We start from the raw sequence: 11,917 nt of genomic DNA, 5'->3' as shown, positions 1-11,917 counted from the left end.
CATGCACCGGCTCACCGACGAGTACGAGGCGCTGCGCAAGAGCGTCGAGGAGTTCTCCCGGGACGTGGTCGCCCCCGTCATCGCCGACTACTACGAGCGCTGCGCCTTCCCGTACGACATCGTCGCCCAGATGGGGCGCATGGGACTGTTCGGGCTGCCGATCCCCGAGGAGTACGGCGGCATGGGCGGCGACTACTTCGCGCTGTGCCTGGCCCTTGAGGAGCTGGCCCGCGTCGACTCCTCGGTGGCCATCACCCTGGAGGCCGCGGTCTCCCTGGGGGCCATGCCCGTCTACCGGTTCGGCACGGCCGCCCAGAAGCAGGAGTGGCTGCCCCGGCTGACCTCCGGCGAGACGCTCGGCGCCTTCGGCCTGACCGAGCCGGGCGGCGGCTCCGACGTGCCGGGCGGCATGCGCACGACCGCCGCGCTGGACGCCGGCGAATGGGTGGTCAACGGCTCCAAGGCGTTCATCACCAACTCCGGCACCGACATCACCGGGTTCGTCGCCGTGGCGGCGATCACCGGCCGGCGCGAGCGGGCCGACGGGAGCCCGGCGCCGGAGATCAGCACTGTCATCGTCCCCTCCGGCACCCCGGGGTTCACGGTGTCCAAGAAGTACTCCAAGGTCGGCTGGTCGGCCTCCGACACCAGGGAGCTGTCCTTCGCCGACTGCCGGGTGCCCGAGGCCAACCTGCTCGGCGAGCGCGGCCGGGGGTACGCGCAGTTCCTGCAGACCCTGGACGAGGGCCGCGTCGCCATCGCCGCGCTGTCGGTGGGCCTGGCGCAGGGCTGCGTCGACGAATGCCTGCGCTATGTGAAGGAGCGGCGGGCCTTCGGGCAGGAGATCGGGCGCTACCAGGCCATCCAGTTCAAGGTCGCCGACATGGAGGTGCGCGCGCACACCGCCCGCCTGGCCTACTACCACGCCGCCGAGAAGATGCTGGCGGGCGAGCCGTTCAAGAAGGAGGCGGCGATCGCCAAGCTGGTGAGCTCGAACGCCGCCATGGACAACGCCCGCGACGCCACCCAGATCTTCGGCGGGTACGGCTTCATGAACGAGTTCCCGGTCGGGCGCTTCTACCGCGACGCCAAGATTTTGGAGATCGGCGAGGGCACCAGCGAGGTGCAGCGCATGCTGATCGCCCGGCAGCTCGGCATGCCCGCGTAGGGGGCAGATCGCGGGTCAAGGCCTGATCTGCGGGGGGTGTCCGCGCTGTGACCTGCGCTATCGTGCAACATGGGGGCATCGGGGGGTGCGTCCGGCCGGCTCGCCGAGCCGGTCGCGCCCGCCGCGTGCCGCCTTCGTCGGCCCCTGCCGCGAGAAAGGTCCGTCCCGATGTCCGAGGCCAGTGAAATCATGATTCGGCTGACTGAGGCCTACAACAGCCACGACGTCGAGGCGATCACACGGTGCTACGCGCCCCGTGCGGTCACCGTCGCGCCGGGAGGCATCGCCGAGGGGCTGGACGAGATCTTCTCCTACTACGCCGACTGGATCGGCGCCTTCCCCGACTCCGTGGTGACCCCCTCTTTGCTGGTCACGGCGGGTGAGAGCACCATTTTGGAGTTCATGGTCACCGGCACGCACAAAGGGCCGCTGATCATGGCGGCGGGGGAGGTGGCGGAGGCGACCGGCCGCCCCATCGCCATCCGCTGCTGCTCGGTGTGCACCATCGAGGACGGCGCCGTGGCCAGTCACCGGCTCTACTTCGACCAGCTCGAGCTGGCGGCGCAGCTCGGGTACGCCATGCCCGGCAAGGACCGCGCGTTCTGATGTTCCCGGCACCCCTGGGCTCGATTCCGGCCCGCCCCTTCGTCCCCCGCGGCACTCCCGCGCCAGGCGTCACGGGGCCCGCGGAAGGCCGCCGAATGGACGAACCCGCCATCGACTCCCTAAAGTCCTTTTCATGACTTCTGATGATCTCCTGGTGCGAAGGGCTGAGAAGAAGGACATCGAGGAGATCTTCGGGCTCACCCGCGAGTTCGCCATGTCCTTCCGTCCCCAGCGATCGGCGTTCGACGCGGCCTTCCCCCGCCTGCTGGAGAACCCCGACGCCCTGCTCCTGGTCGTGACGGTGGGCGGCACGGTGCGCGGGTACCTGCTCGGCTTCGTGCACCTCACCCTGTTCGCCAACGGCCACGTGGCCTGGGTGGAGGAGGCCATGACCCAGCACGGCTTCCGCCGGCGCGGGCTCGGCCGGGCGCTGCTGGAGGAGTTCGAGACCTGGGCGCGCTCCCGCGACGCCGGGTACATCGCGCTGGCGACCCGGCGGGCGCCGGAGTTCTACGCGGCACTGGAGTACGAGTCCGCGGGAACCTACTACCGCAAGGTGCTCAAGGCCGACCGCCCGGCCTGACGCGCGACCGCTCACGGGCGGGCCCGCTCACGGGCCCGCCGGCGGCCCGGCGGCCGGGTCAGGAGGTGAGCTGCGCGTCCAGGCGGTACCCCTCCACCGTGACGTACACCGCGTCGCCCGGCCGGGCGTTGAGGCGCATCAGCACCGGCTGGAGCGAGTCGAACACCGGCTGGCGGTCGCGCCAGACCAGCACCACGGCGTTCTCTCCGGGCCCGGTGACCGACAGCAGCGTGCCCGGGCGCATGCCGAGCTGGGTGGCGTACCCCTCGGGCACGGGCACCGGCTCGCCGCGCAGGTGCTCGGGGGTCACGTCGATGCGCTGCCAGCGGCGCGGGTCGGACGCCGGACCGGGAATCGGCGCCTGGGTGGCCGCGCGCGGCTCGGGCACCAGGTGGGGCCGGGGCGGGCCGGACAGCGCCGTCAGCGCGGCCAGAGCCGTCTGGGCGTCGGGCAGGTTGTCGGCGACCGACGGGATGGGCAGGCCGCCGCGCATCTGGTGGCCGTTGGCCCCGGGAGTGCGACGGGGGAGCGGCGCGAACCCGTTGGTCGTGGTGGCCATCGGCTCCGGCGCCCGCGTCATCGCCTTGGGCAGCGCCTCGATCCACGCCTGGGCCGAGTGCGCGCGGATGCCGACCTGGGTCAGCATCTCGACGGCGTCCTCGCCGGAGGTCTTGTCGCCGAGCATCTGCGCCGTCCGCTCGCGCAGCCGGGTCAGGTCGCCGACGACCAGCCAGCCGTCCTGCAGGCGGCGGTCCGGCATCAGCGCCACCAGCACCCGCCACAGCGGCGTGCCCAGCGAGGGGACCTCGATCGGGTGCGCGGGGTCGGCCCCGATGAGCTGGTCCTCGGTGGCGGCGACGCCGAGCCATTCGGTGAGCCGGAACAGGTGCCCGGTCACCGCCGTGGACTCCGGCGAGCGCAGCCACTGCAGCACCCGCTCCTCGGCGGCCCGCTGCGCCTGCGAGAGGACGTCGCGGTCGACGTGCAGCTCGTGGGCCAGCGTGCGCAGGCTGACCGGCTGCTCGGCGAACAGCCGCTCTATCGCGACGGCCCGCTCCAGGGGCGTCCATTCGCGGAACACCGCGTCCACCAGCCGGACCAGCGGGTTGTCCGACACCGGCGGCGGCGGAGGCGTCGCGGGGGCGGGCGGCGCCGGAGGTTCGGCGTAGGGGGCGCGGGACACGCCGTTCACCGTGGGATGCGGCCCGGTGTGCTGCCCGGGGAAGGGCCCGGCGGGAGCTCCCGGGCGTGGCCCGGCCGGCCGGCCCTGCGGCCCGGTGGGATGCCCGGCGTACGGCACGGCGGGCTGCCCCGGCTGCCCCGGCTGTGAGGAGAAGACCGGCTGCCCGGGGACACCCTGCGGGGCCGGGCCGGGCTGCCCGGGGACGCCCTGCGGGGGAAGGCCCGGCTGTCCGGGCTGCGGGACGCCCTGCTGGGGCCCGCCCGGCTGTCCGGGAACGGGGCCGGGCTGCACCGGGTGGGGGCCGGTGCGCTGGGCGGGGTGGGTCGCGCCCGGCGCGCCGGCGGGCGGCGGCACCTGCGGCGAGACGGCGGGCACCCGGCCGAGGACCTCGCGGAACAGCGCGGTGATGATCACCTCGGCCGAGGCGGGGACCGCGGGGACGCGCAGGTCGGCGGGGCTGAGCCGGCGCAGGCGCTGGATGCCGCCCATGCCGCTGACGGCCGACCGGGCGGGCTCGGGCCAGCCGGGCAGCGCCGGGTCGCCGGCGTGGACCTGCAGGGCCGGCAGCACGTCCGTCAGCGCCATGTGGTCCCAGCGGCTGACGGCCAGCCGCGAGAGACGGTCGCAGAGCCACTCGACACCGGTCGTGCCCAGGGCACGGCTGAGGGTGACCGACGCCCACCATCCCCCGGGCAGCCGGGGGTCGGCGAGCACCTCGGCGATCTGCTGAGGCCGGCTCCAGCGCAGAGCCGGAACGAGATCACTCAGGCAGATCATTGAATCGGCGTCCATCGGCTGACCGCATCCTCCCGAGTGTGACGCATGTTGCTAATGGTGCAGCTTACGCCGGAGGCTATCAATTAGCGCCATCAAGGGAGAACATAGCGGCTCGCGCGGCGCCCGGGGGCGCGCACGGCCCTCATCGCCACCCCGATCCGCCGCCCTGCCCGCCGTTCTCGCCGCGCCTGCCATGCCCTCGTGCCCCGTGCCCGCCATGCCCCTTCACCGCCGTCGGGCCGGTGGCGGCGCCCGCCGGCGGGCAGGTCAGAGGGCCGGGGGACGGGAGGGGGGACGGCCGCCGAGCCGGGCGACCGCGGCGGCGCCGGCCCGGCAGCCCTCATCCAGGGCGGCGGGCGCGGGGCGGCCGGCGAGCAGCGCGGTCAGGAAGCCCGCGGCGAAGGCGTCCCCGGCCCCCGTGGAGTCGACGATCCCCGCCGCGCCGGTGGCGGGGACGGCCGCCGCGCGGTGCACGACCCGCCCGCCGACGGCCAGGACCGCCCCGGCGGCGCCGAGCTTCACCGCCGCCATGCCGTACCGCGCGCTGAGCGCCGCCGCCGCCCGCTCCACGGCGCCGGGCCCGTTGCTCCGGTCCCGTTCGCCGTTCCCGGCGACGGCGTCGTCCCCGGCGTCGCTGGCGTCCCTGGCGTTCCGGGCGGCGGCGTCGTCTGTGGTGGGCAGGGCGAGGGCGTCGTCTGCGGTGGTGGGAGGGAGTGCGTCGTCCCCGGCGGCCAGGAGGAGGGCCTCGTCGCGGTTGGGGATGATCAGCGTCGCGGCGGCGGTCTCGCGCAGGAAGCGGTCCGGGCCGAAGGCGCGCAGCGGCCCGGTCGAGGCGGGGTCGACGCTGATCGGCACGCCCCGGCCGCGGGCCGCCCGCACGGCGCGGCGCACCAGGTCCAGCCCCGGCTCGGCGAACAGCGTGTACCCCGAGATGTGCAGCAGGCCGACGTCGTCCAGCAGGGCGTCGTCCCAGTCGGCCGGCCCGATGCGCCCGCCCGCGCCCCGGTTGGTGAGCATGGATCGTTCCCCGCTCGCGTCCACCATCGCGATCACGACCGCCGTGGGGTGCGCCGGGTCCACCGACGCGTGCGGCCGTACGCCGGCCGCGCGCAGCTCGGAGATGTGCCACTGCCCGGTGTCGTACCCGACGCGGGTGAGGATGCGCGCGTCCGCGCCCAGGTGGGCGGCCCAGGACGCGGTGTTGGCCCCCGAGCCGCCCGGGCGCACGGCGATGTCGGCCGGGGTGTCGGTGCCGGTGGCCACCGGTGTCCGGTGCAGGGCGACGACATCGGTGACGGCGTCTCCGATGACGAGCAGGCCCGCCACTCAGCCCTCCGCCGCCGGGACGGGGACGGCGGGGACGCCAGGGGCGGCGGCGGAGGACCAGGCGGCGGCGATGCGGCCGGCGAGGCGGGTGTTGCCCCGGACGGCGGCCAGGTTCGCCTCCAGGGAGGCGCCGCCGGTGCCGCGGACCAGGAAGTCGAGCAGGAACGGGGTGATCGCCTGCCCGGTGACCCCTTCGCGGTCGGCCGCCGCGAGGGCCTCGGCCAGCACCTGGTCGTGCAGCGCCGGGTCGAGCTGCTCGTCGGCCGGCACGGGGTTGGCGACGATCAGCGCGGACGCGGGGCCGCCGAGCCCGTCCTGCGCCCGCATCACCGCCGCCGCCTGCTCGGGGCTCTCCAGCCGCCAGTCCACCGGCAGCCCCGAGGAGTGCAGGTAGAAGCCGGGGAAGGCGTCGGTGCGGTACCCCGCGACGCTCACCCCGCGGGTCTCCAGCCGCTGGAGGGTGGCGGGCACGTCGAGGATGGACTTCACGCCCGCGCAGACCACGGTGATCCGGGTCGAGGCGAGCATGTCCAGGTCGGCGGACTCGTCCTGGTCGGTCGTCCAGCCGCGGTGCACGCCTCCGAGGCCGCCGGTGGCGAACACGCGGATGCCGGCCCGCGCCGCGAGGAACGCGGTGGCCGAGACCGTCGTCGCGCCGCTGGCCCCGAGCGCCGCGGCCAGGGCGAGGTCGCGGAACCCGAGCTTGCGCAGGCCCGGCTCGGTGGCGACGCGTTCCAGCATGCCCGCGTCCAGGCCGACCCGGGCCACGCCGTCCAGGACGGCGATGGTCGCCGGCACGGCTCCGGCCTGCCTGACCAGCTCCTCCAGCTCCACCGCGACCTGGAGGTTGCGGGGCTGCGGGAGGCCGTGCGAGATGATCGTGGTCTCGAGCGCCACCACGGGGGCTCCCGTGGCGAGCGCCTCGGCGACCTCGCCGGAGGTCTGGATGATCGTCTCGCCGGGGCCGGTCGTACGCATTCTGGCTCTGGGTCCTCTCCGTCTGTACGCTCTGATGTCTCCCGGGGAGATGTTCCCCTGATGTGCTGTCTCACCGTACTGTCCCGGTTAGGAGCGTTTGTCATGCACCGGTCGCATTACGACGCCGTGATCGTGGGCGGAGGGCACAACGGCCTGGTCGCCGCCGCCTACCTGGCCAAGGCGGGCCGCCGCGTGCTGGTGCTGGAGCGGCAGCCCTACCTCGGCGGGCTCGCGGTGTCCGCGCGGGCCTTCCCCGGCGTGGACGCCCGCCTGTCCCGTTATTCCTACCTGGTCAGCCTGCTCCCCGGTCGGATCGTCGCCGACCTCGGCCTGCCCGTCACCCTGCTGCGGCGCCGTTTCGCCTCCTACACCCCCGTCGGCGCGACCGGTCTGCTGGTGGACAACGCCGACGCCGCCCGCACCGCCGCCTCCTTCGCCCGCGTGACCGGCGGCGCCGCCGACCACGAGCAGTGGGAACGTTTCTACCGGATGACGGCCGAGGTGGCTCGCCGCGTCGCCCCGACCCTGCTGGAGCCGCTGCTCGACCGCGCCGCCATGCGCGAGGCCGTCGGGGACGCCGAGGCGTGGAGCGCGCTGTTCGAGCGGCCCATCGGCGAGACGGCGGCCGAGCGGTTCGCCGACGAGGTCGTGCGGGGCGTCGTGCTGACCGACGCGCTGATCGGCACCTTCGCCGACCCGGCGTCCGGGCTGCTCGCCAACCGCTGCTTCCTCTACCACGTCATCGGCGACGGGACCGGCGAGTGGAACGTGCCGGTCGGCGGCATGGGCGCGGTCAGCGGCGCGCTCGCCGACGCCGCCAGCCGCGGCGGCGCCGACCTCCGCACCGGTGCCGAGGTGCTGGCGCTCGACCCCGCCGCCGCCGGTCCGGGCGGCGAGCGACGCGCCGCGGTCACGTTCCGGGACGAAGACGGCGCAGAGCACGCCGTGACCGGCGAGCACGTTCTCGTCAACGCCCCGCCCGCCGTCCTGGCCCGGCTGCTCGGCGCGGCGTCCGGCGAGGAGCCCGAGGGCGCCCAGCTCAAGGTCAACATGGTGCTGTCCCGGCTGCCGCGCCTGAAGGACGACGCCGTCGACCCGGCGGAGGCGTTCGCCGGCACCTTCCACATCAACGAGGCCCGCGACCAGCTCGATCGGGCGTACGCGCAGGCGTCGGCCGGCCGGATCCCCGACCTGCCGCCCGCCGAGGTGTACTGCCACTCGCTGACCGATCCCTCGATCCTCGGCCCGTCGCTGCGCGCGTCCGGGGCGCAGACGATGACGCTGTTCGGGCTGCACATGCCCGCCCGGCTCTTCCGCGCCGATCCGGACGCCTCCCGGCGGGAGGCGCTGGCGGCCACCCTCCGCTCGGTGAACTCCGTCCTGGCCGAGCCGCTGGAGGACTGCCTGCTCCGCGGCCCCGACGGCGTCCCCTGCGTCGAGGCCAAGACCCCCGTGGACCTCGCCACCGAGGCCGGGCTCCCCGGTGGGCACATCTTCCACCAGGACCTGTCCTGGCCGTTCGCCGAGGACGCCGCCGACGCCGGCCGGTGGGGCGTGGAGACGGCGCACGAGCGCGTGCTGCTGTGCGGCGCGGGCGCCCGCCGGGGCGGCGGCGTCAGCGGCATCCCGGGCCGCAACGCCGCCATGGCGATCTTGACCGCGGGCGCCTGAGAACGGCCCGGAGCCGGATGCCGGAGCCGGATGCCGGAGCCGGGGCGCCGGGAACGTTCCCGCGCCGCCCGGTCCCGGTACGAGCTCGCCCGGCGTCTTTCCACGCCGGCCCGCATCGACGGCGCGATCGCGGGTAGGACGCCGCACTACCGCTCACCGAGGGAATGATCTCGCATGGACCAGCACAGTTTCGTCGCTCTCCTCAACGAGGACCTGGAGAGCGAGTTCCGCTCGATCGTGCAGTACACGCAGCACACCGCCACGGTGAAGGGGGCCGAGTACCAGAGCATCATCGAGGAGCTCAGGGCCCACCTGAGCCAGGAGCTGGAGCACGCCCTGACGCTCGCCACGCAGATCGCCTTCCTCGGCGGGGTGCCGTCGGTGACGATCCCGAAGATCCCTAACGTGCCGGACGGGGCCGAGGCCCTCCAGCTCGACCTGGACCTGGAGGTCACACAGCTCGAGCGCTACCGCCAGCGGGTCGGCCAGGCCATGGAGCTCGGGCTGCACGACGTGGCCGAGGCGCTGCGCCCGCTCCTGCAGCAGACGCAGGACCACGTGATGGACCTGCAGGGGGCCCTCGGCCGATGACCTCCCCGGGGACGGCGCGGCGGGGACACACCTGCCTTGCCGCGCCGTCCCGCGGCCCTTCTCACGCCGATGGGCGGGGAGAGGCGGAGTAGGATCTGGGCCGTGCGGGGTGCGGAGAGAACACGAGGCAGCCGGGCCGACCAGGCCGACCAGCGCAGGGCCGAGCTGCTGGAGGCCGCGCGCCGGGTGGTGCTCGAACGGGGCATCTCCAGCACCCGCGTCGCCGACATCGCCAAGGCGACCAACGTCAGCGGCGGCCTCATCCACTATCACTTCGCCACCAAGGACGACCTGATCACCGCGATGCTCCGCGCCACCATCGACGGCGAGGTGGCCCGGCTGCGCGAGCTGGTGGAGGGCGCGGGCACGGCCGTCGACCGGCTCGACCAGGTGCTGTCGTTCTACATTCCGCGCTCGCGCACCGACCAGAGCTGGCTGCTGTGGATCGACGCGTTCGCCACCGGGCTGCGCGAGACGGTCGTGCGCGACAACCTGCTCGAACTGGAGACCGCGTGGATCGGCGCGGTCGAGCGGGTGATCCAGGAGGGCGTCGACTCCGGCGAGTTCTCCTGTGAGGACCCGCGCGGCGCGGCCGAGCGCCTCGACGGCATGCTCGACGGGCTGATCATCCGCTACACGCTCCACCCGTCGGTGCTCTCGAGGACGCGACTGCTCGAGCACGCCCGCATCGCCGCCGCCCGCGAGGTCGGCCTGCCCCGCTCGGCCTTCCCCGCCCCCTGATGGAGGCGTTCTCGGCCGCGGGGGCCGGACTCGAGCGGTTCCCTGAGGAGATCCACGCCCTGCCGGGGTTGCGCCGCGCCGACCTGGCCTGGAACCGCATCACCGCGGTCCCGCCGGAGATCGGCCGCCTGCGCGAGCTGGCGATCCTGCGACTGGACGGCAACCGGCTCACCGGCCTGCCGGAGGAGATCGGGCGGCTCGGCGCCCTGCGCGAGCTCCACCTGGACGGCAACGCGCTGGACGCCTTCCCCGCGGCGCTGCTCGGCCTGACCGGGCTGTCCACGCTGTCGCTGTACGGCAACCGCATCGCCGCGCTGCCCGCGGGCCTGGACCGGATGGCCGGACTGCGGCACCTGTCGGCCGGCGGCAACCGGCTGACCGGGACGCCCGAGGGGCTGTGGCGGCTGACCGGCCTGCGCTCGCTCAATCTGGCGGAGAACGCGCTCACCCACATCCCCGACGCCATCGGCCGCCTGCGCGGGCTGCGCATGCTCGACCTCGGGCACAACGCCATCGAGCACATCCCCGCCGCGATCGGCGACCTGGACGGCCTGACCGACTACCTCTACCTCAGCGACAACGGGTTCACCGCGGTGCCGGCGTCCCTCGGGCGGCTGCGGCGGCTGGCGTACCTCAACCTGACCGACAACCGGCTGACCGAGTTGCCCGCGAGCCTCGGCGACCTGGCCGCGCTGGTGGAGCTCAGGCTGTACGGCAACCGCCTCACGGCCCTGCCCGCGTCGTTCGGCCGGCTGTCCTCGCTGCGCGAGCTGCATCTGCGCGGCAACCGGCTGGCCGCGCTGCCCGAGCAGATCGGCCGCCTGGACGGGCTGCGCGTGCTGGACGTGCGGGACAACGTGCTGACCCGCCTGCCGGAGTCGGTGGGCGGGCTGACCGGCCTCACCCATCTGGACCTGCGCAACAACCGGCTCCGCGAGATTCCGGGCGCGCTCGCCGCCCTGCCGCGCCTGGAGAAGCTCGACCTCCGCTGGAACAAACTGGACGACCCCGGCTCAGAGCCGCTTCACGTGCTGCGCGGTCGAGGGTGCGCCGTGCTGCTGTGAGGACGGCTCAGGCGGGCAGCGCGGCGAGGAGGTAGGCCAGGCGGGCGGCGGCGCCGTCGATGTCGTCGGTGGTGCCGAGCCGGTAGCCCCACGAGGTGAGGAAGACGCCCTGCGGGCTGCAGGTGACGACCTCGGCCAGCGTGTCGCTGAAGCGGTTGCGCACCCGGACGCGGGGCGGGGTGTCGCCGATGACCTGCACCGACAGGTCGATGTGCAGCCGGGTCGCGGAGGCGAACCGTTCGAGGCAGGACATGGTGTCCAGCATGCGCCCCACCTCCGCGTCAGCCCTGTGGAAGGTCAGGATTGCATGATCTTGCCGACCGGGGCAAGCAATTGTGGAGGTCAAGACGCCGATTGTTTCGCGAAGTCGACAAGAACGCGGACGATCACCTCCCTGGCCTCCTCGCGGAACACCGCCACCTCGCAGAGCTCCTCGAAGGCGCCGGCGTAGAAGGCCACGCTGTCGGGATCGCGCAGCAGCAGGTCCTTGGTGCGCGTCGGGACGCCGACCATGGACTCGTTGTAGATCCAGAACCCGTTGAGCAGGGCGGAGGGAAGCTGCGCCTCGAAGGGGATCACGCCGAACTCGACGTTGGGCAGGGTGGTGACGGCGAGCAGCCGGTCGAGCTGGCCGCGCATCACCTCGTCTGGCGCGAGCCGGTAGCGCAGCGCGGCCTCGGGGAGCAGGAAGCGGAACCGCCGGGCCGGATCGTAGAGGATCTCCTGGCGGCGCATGCGCACCCGGATGGCGGCGTCGATGTCGTCGGCGCCGGTGTAGACCCGGTGGACCTTGGTGAAGATGTTGCGCGCGTACTCCGCGGTCTGCAGCAGGCCGATCACCACGCCCGGCTCGAACACCCGGAACAGCGTGACGCGCGCCTCGAGGTCGCGGACGTCCTCCTGCAGCCCGGCCAGCCCGCTCTTGTGCCGCTGGCGCCAGGAGTCCTGCCGGTCCAGCAGCGCGACCGCCCGGCCGACCAGGTCGGACAGCACGTCCGGCGCGGCCTCGACGGCCTGGCACCACAGCATGACGTCGTCCTCGGTGGCGCTCTGCCGGGCGTTCTCGATGCGGGAGACCTTGGAGGCCTGCCAGTGGAGCCGGGCCGCGAGGTCCTTGCCGGACAGCTGGGCGGCCTCGCGCAACTGGCGCAGCCGGGTGCCGAGGTCCATCCGCGCCTGCTGAAAGCCGCTCACGCTCACCTCCCGTCGGCGACAGAACTCGCCCGAGG

General features: G+C 74.0%; 12 protein-coding genes. 7 read left to right on the top strand and 5 right to left on the bottom strand.

Annotation, left to right across the window (positions count from 1 at the left end):
• The first annotated feature begins 1 nt into the window (after nucleotide 1).
• The 3 genes from ACFQSB_RS32580 to ACFQSB_RS32570 all read left to right on the top strand — a co-directional run bounded on the left by ACFQSB_RS32580 (nucleotide 2) and on the right by ACFQSB_RS32570 (nucleotide 2,357).
• On the top strand, nucleotides 2-1,168 hold the full coding sequence (locus ACFQSB_RS32580) for an acyl-CoA dehydrogenase family protein (protein WP_380830676.1): 1,167 nt from the start codon (nucleotides 2-4) through the stop codon (nucleotides 1,166-1,168).
• Nucleotides 1,169-1,357: 189 nt separating this feature from the next.
• Nucleotides 1,358-1,774 (top strand): ester cyclase, encoded by a 417-nt coding sequence (locus ACFQSB_RS32575; protein WP_354839437.1) that lies wholly within the window; start codon nucleotides 1,358-1,360, stop codon nucleotides 1,772-1,774.
• Between the two features lie 133 nt (nucleotides 1,775-1,907).
• Nucleotides 1,908-2,357, top strand: coding sequence for a GNAT family N-acetyltransferase (locus ACFQSB_RS32570; protein ID WP_354839439.1), 450 nt, complete (start codon nucleotides 1,908-1,910; stop codon nucleotides 2,355-2,357).
• 58 nt (nucleotides 2,358-2,415) lie between these two features.
• Here the strand turns inward: ACFQSB_RS32570 and ACFQSB_RS32565 are convergent, their stop codons facing one another.
• From ACFQSB_RS32565 to ACFQSB_RS32555, 3 genes are all read right to left on the bottom strand, one after another.
• The gene (locus tag ACFQSB_RS32565; RefSeq protein ID WP_380830675.1) at nucleotides 2,416-4,332 is read right to left on the bottom strand and encodes a hypothetical protein; all 1,917 of its coding nucleotides are present in this window, start codon (nucleotides 4,330-4,332) and stop codon (nucleotides 2,416-2,418) included.
• A 252-nt stretch (nucleotides 4,333-4,584) separates the two neighbouring features.
• Entirely contained in the window at nucleotides 4,585-5,643 is a 1,059-nt protein-coding gene (locus tag ACFQSB_RS32560; RefSeq protein ID WP_380830674.1) for a carbohydrate kinase family protein, read from the bottom strand.
• Nucleotides 5,644-6,621, bottom strand: a complete 978-nt coding sequence (locus ACFQSB_RS32555) for a pseudouridine-5'-phosphate glycosidase (RefSeq protein WP_380830673.1) — start codon at nucleotides 6,619-6,621, stop codon at nucleotides 5,644-5,646. It lies immediately after the preceding gene.
• Between the two features lie 102 nt (nucleotides 6,622-6,723).
• Here ACFQSB_RS32555 and ACFQSB_RS32550 point away from each other — a divergent pair, with 102 nt between their 5' ends.
• From ACFQSB_RS32550 to ACFQSB_RS32535, 4 genes are all read left to right on the top strand, one after another.
• Nucleotides 6,724-8,292 carry a phytoene desaturase family protein gene (locus tag ACFQSB_RS32550; RefSeq protein ID WP_380830672.1) on the top strand — a complete coding sequence of 523 codons (1,569 nt, stop codon included), beginning with the start codon at nucleotides 6,724-6,726 and terminating at the stop codon, nucleotides 8,290-8,292.
• A gap of 174 nt (nucleotides 8,293-8,466) precedes the next feature.
• Entirely contained in the window at nucleotides 8,467-8,883 is a 417-nt protein-coding gene (locus ACFQSB_RS32545) for a ferritin-like domain-containing protein (RefSeq protein ID WP_354839452.1), read from the top strand.
• Between the two features lie 102 nt (nucleotides 8,884-8,985).
• Complete coding sequence (locus tag ACFQSB_RS32540) at nucleotides 8,986-9,624, top strand: TetR/AcrR family transcriptional regulator (RefSeq protein WP_380830671.1); 639 nt, start codon at nucleotides 8,986-8,988, stop codon at nucleotides 9,622-9,624.
• The gene (locus tag ACFQSB_RS32535; protein WP_380830670.1) at nucleotides 9,624-10,688 is read left to right on the top strand and encodes a leucine-rich repeat domain-containing protein; all 1,065 of its coding nucleotides are present in this window, start codon (nucleotides 9,624-9,626) and stop codon (nucleotides 10,686-10,688) included. Before ACFQSB_RS32540 ends, ACFQSB_RS32535 begins: the two co-directional genes overlap by 1 nt.
• 7 nt (nucleotides 10,689-10,695) lie before the next feature.
• On the opposite strand, the gene ACFQSB_RS32530 is transcribed toward ACFQSB_RS32535, so the two are convergent.
• Together ACFQSB_RS32530 and ACFQSB_RS32525 are read right to left on the bottom strand one after the other, a co-directional pair.
• Nucleotides 10,696-10,953, bottom strand: coding sequence for a hypothetical protein (locus tag ACFQSB_RS32530; RefSeq protein WP_354931844.1), 258 nt, complete (start codon nucleotides 10,951-10,953; stop codon nucleotides 10,696-10,698).
• A gap of 77 nt (nucleotides 10,954-11,030) precedes the next feature.
• Nucleotides 11,031-11,882, bottom strand: coding sequence for a helix-turn-helix domain-containing protein (locus ACFQSB_RS32525; protein ID WP_380830669.1), 852 nt, complete (start codon nucleotides 11,880-11,882; stop codon nucleotides 11,031-11,033).
• Nucleotides 11,883-11,917: the final 35 nt, after the last annotated feature.

The organism is Sphaerisporangium rhizosphaerae, assembly GCF_042665155.1.
Classification (GTDB): Bacteria; Actinomycetota; Actinomycetes; order Streptosporangiales; family Streptosporangiaceae; genus Sphaerisporangium; species Sphaerisporangium rhizosphaerae.
Note: the sequence above shows the minus strand (reverse complement) of the source record. Positions and strands in the feature narration are given on the sequence as shown.

What these genes read in the sequence shown, in the direction of transcription:
- ACFQSB_RS32580 (WP_380830676.1), top strand. Translation starts at nt 2, where the DNA reads ATGCACCGGCTCACCGACGAGTACGAGGCGCTGCGCAAGAGCGTCGAG.
- ACFQSB_RS32575 (WP_354839437.1), top strand. Translation starts at nt 1,358, where the DNA reads ATGATTCGGCTGACTGAGGCCTACAACAGCCACGACGTCGAGGCGATC.
- ACFQSB_RS32570 (WP_354839439.1), top strand. Translation starts at nt 1,908, where the DNA reads ATGACTTCTGATGATCTCCTGGTGCGAAGGGCTGAGAAGAAGGACATC.
- ACFQSB_RS32565 (WP_380830675.1), bottom strand. Translation starts at nt 4,332, where the DNA reads ATGGACGCCGATTCAATGATCTGCCTGAGTGATCTCGTTCCGGCTCTG.
- ACFQSB_RS32555 (WP_380830673.1), bottom strand. Translation starts at nt 6,621, where the DNA reads ATGCGTACGACCGGCCCCGGCGAGACGATCATCCAGACCTCCGGCGAG.
- ACFQSB_RS32550 (WP_380830672.1), top strand. Translation starts at nt 6,724, where the DNA reads ATGCACCGGTCGCATTACGACGCCGTGATCGTGGGCGGAGGGCACAAC.
- ACFQSB_RS32545 (WP_354839452.1), top strand. Translation starts at nt 8,467, where the DNA reads ATGGACCAGCACAGTTTCGTCGCTCTCCTCAACGAGGACCTGGAGAGC.
- ACFQSB_RS32535 (WP_380830670.1), top strand. Translation starts at nt 9,624, where the DNA reads ATGGAGGCGTTCTCGGCCGCGGGGGCCGGACTCGAGCGGTTCCCTGAG.
- ACFQSB_RS32530 (WP_354931844.1), bottom strand. Translation starts at nt 10,953, where the DNA reads ATGCTGGACACCATGTCCTGCCTCGAACGGTTCGCCTCCGCGACCCGG.